Source organism: Bacteroidales bacterium (assembly GCA_023228145.1).
Taxonomy (GTDB): domain Bacteria; phylum Bacteroidota; class Bacteroidia; order Bacteroidales; family CAIWKO01; genus CAIWKO01.
Genome location: JALOBU010000053.1, coordinates 1 through 2,900, shown reverse-complemented (window position 1 = coordinate 2,900; position 2,900 = coordinate 1). Strand labels below are relative to the sequence as shown.

At 37.3% G+C, this 2,900-nt stretch carries 4 protein-coding genes; all 4 read left to right on the top strand.

The genetic code is table 11. The annotated features are described in order from the left end of the window. A partial coding sequence (locus tag M0R16_13405; protein MCK9613868.1) for a respiratory nitrate reductase subunit gamma occupies positions 1-1,491 on the top strand: 1,491 nt, incomplete at its 5' end. After that, complete coding sequence (locus tag M0R16_13400; protein MCK9613867.1) at positions 1,491-1,850, top strand: hypothetical protein; 360 nt, start codon at positions 1,491-1,493, stop codon at positions 1,848-1,850. The genes M0R16_13405 and M0R16_13400, both read left to right, overlap by 1 nt. A 3-nt stretch (positions 1,851-1,853) precedes the next feature. Then, positions 1,854-2,207: a hypothetical protein gene (locus M0R16_13395; protein ID MCK9613866.1), complete on the top strand. Its 354-nt coding sequence runs from the start codon at positions 1,854-1,856 to the stop codon at positions 2,205-2,207. Between the two features lie 233 nt (positions 2,208-2,440). Then, on the top strand, positions 2,441-2,900 hold a 460-nt coding region (locus tag M0R16_13390), incomplete at its 3' end, for a hypothetical protein (protein MCK9613865.1).

The following is a 2,900-nucleotide window of genomic DNA, read 5'->3' as shown; positions in this document are numbered from 1 at the left end:
GTAACAAAGGACATTTACGACGAAGATACGGGTACGCCTATTAACATTACCAAGAGACTTCCTGAAATTGCCGGAAAGAAAATAACCCTGAGTTACAGTCCGGCAACAGCACAAGATGAAGCGACAATCAATTCGTATCTGCCGAAACCGCATGCGGACGGCACACCAATACAGCCCAGTGAACTGCCGACATCATTGCCTGCATATTTAATTAATCTGAAACCGGAACTTAGAATTGATGGAGTAATCGTAGCCACAGGCACAGCCATTGGTATGGGCTATCAGGAAACCTTTGACATGGTATTTACCGAGCCAGGGCCGGGAGGCGGGACTGATATAGTTTCCAACCAGATTGATGCTGGGGCGTATCATGCAATAGCGATAAACACCGGCAAGATTCCAAAGTCGCAGATGGAAGCGTTAAAAAATAAGTTGGATGCAACAAAAACCAAATTACAGGCTAATGACACATCGGGCTTAACAAAAGATGATATTATTGGCGATATTCTTTTTGCTACGGCAATGCAATATTATGCACAACTGGATTTGATGAATGAAGTACAAGCGCATACAATGAGCGTAAAAGCTTTGCGCTGGACTTCGGAAGCGATATTTGCATCGGCAATGAAGGTGAATCTTTTATATGGCATACCTCAGTCTGTAACCGGCGGCGGGTTAGCTATGGATGTGGATCGGTCTTTGAATGTTATAGGTGCTTTGGATGGTGAAAGTAGTAAGAGCATCCAATTCATGCAAACAGCTGGGATAAATGGTTCGGCATTGGAGCATTCCGTGCCGGAGCAGATGTTTTCTACACAAGAAAATCCCGCCCAGGGAATCTCAGCAGTTAAAGCATTGAAAATAGCTAATGATCAAGGTATACCAATTTACACGATCAACCAATCAAACGTTACTACAATTCTGCCGCAATTACAGGTGGATGATAATGTTAAAGCCGATATTCAAAATGCGGTTAATGCAGGAAAAGAAGTTACCGTATCTAAGACAAACATCATTCTTAATGGTTGGACAGGTTGCGGATACATTATAACGAATCCCAATACTGGGGCAGCTGCTTACATGATTAGTGGTGGATTATGTGGCGGACATTTAATAGAAGCGCTAATTGCTGGCATGTTAGCAAAATATGGAATCATTTTATTAATTTTAGGTACTGTTGTTGGTATTGGCATTCCTGCTTGGGTTACTTTACTTGGTGCAATTTTAGTCGGTTTAGCTTTGGGAATAATGCTGTCATCAATATTTGAGAATCCTGCCGCAGGTGATAGATTTGGCATTAATTACTTAATTAGAGGAATAATATTACCTTTTTTAATTGCATCGGGCGCATCTGGTTCAGTATTTTTAATTGTTGTTGTCTGTTTAGCAATATTAAACGCTATGTTCCAAAATCTGTCTTATAATCCTTTTCAAAGAAATCGATATTATGCATATTTAAAAAACTATATCGAAAAAGAGGAGATCGCTTAATGAAAAATGTATTGGCTTTTACAGGAGCACTCTCTGTAATGTTAACTTTCTTTTATGTATATTTAAAAACAAAAAACAAGAGTTTTCTATGGGCCGTTATGTTTGGGATATTTTTTACAACTATTTTGTTTGGTGTAAAGAATTCGTATATCCCTGGGATGTTGGGCCTTATCATTTCGGGGATAACATTTATAGTAGCGATAATACTTATTCAAATAGAGGATGATAAGAATAAGGAGAGAAAGAAGGGGACAATATTTGATGATCTGAATTCTATTTTAGTAATAAATAAGAAAAATGCTTTATTTTGGGGCTTCATAATTGCTTTAAATCTAGTTGGTTTTTTACTGGGAGAATAACAAATGAAAATTACCTTAGAACAATTTATATACGTAACTGGAGCAGTACTTCTTATTTATTATTTTTTTGAAACAAGAATATATCTTGCCTTATGGGGTGCAATTCTTCATTTGATAATTGTCCTAACAAAAGACTTTGTATTTTATAAAATTATTATTGCCGTCTATGTCATACTAATTTTTATTTCATATTTATACGTCTCTAGAAATATATTGTCGGGAAAAGAAAAACTTGGTGATTCAAAGTTTGCTGCTATACAAAACATTTTGTCTAAAGATAAAAATAAAAAACGTAGAATAGGCATAGCATTTTTATTGTTTTTAGCAGTCAATATTATGGCAATTGTAGTCTTTTAAAAAAACATGTTGAGCTTTTTATTTAGAAAGCTTTTCAACAGAAGTTCTTTGACAACTAAATAAAGACAAAAATATTGAAGCCAAATCATGGCCGGTTTTGGCAGTGAACCGGCCATGATTCAAAATCACGGTAAACACGGTAAATAGTGCGGTGAGCAGTCCCGATCTTATCGGGACAGAATTATCAGGCACAGGTAAAAAACTACATTGAACAGAACTATCCCAACGCCACTGTGGGCGATGTTTTAGGCAAGAAAGAAATCATCAAGCAGAACTTTTCGTTTCTGGCAGGAACGTTGCCTTACCAAAAGTCAATGGTTGGAGTCAGGTATTCCGAAATACCGGATAGTTTAAGGCATAAGATTACTTTCGAATTATCAAGTCCATTTTCTTATGAATCGGATTTTACATACACGATAAGCCTTCCTGCGCTAAGCCAGAAAAAAATTACTTTAAGTTATTCTCCTGCAACACAAAATGATAAAAACGTAATTCTATCTGCCGGTGATGCCAATAGCGTGTCTGCCTATCTTGTCAACCTCCGACCGGAACTGAAAATAGACGGTGTAACAAAGGCAACGGGATCAACTATTGGAATGGGAAACACGGAAAATTTCGTTATGACTTTCATAATGCCCGGCAATATTCGCGATGCTGTTGCCAATGATGTCATCGCCGGAGAATATTATGCCA

Coding starts and splice junctions, on each gene's coding strand:
- M0R16_13400 (MCK9613867.1), top strand. CDS start 1,491: ATGAAAAATGTATTGGCTTTTACAGGAGCACTCTCTGTAATGTTAACT.
- M0R16_13395 (MCK9613866.1), top strand. CDS start 1,854: ATGAAAATTACCTTAGAACAATTTATATACGTAACTGGAGCAGTACTT.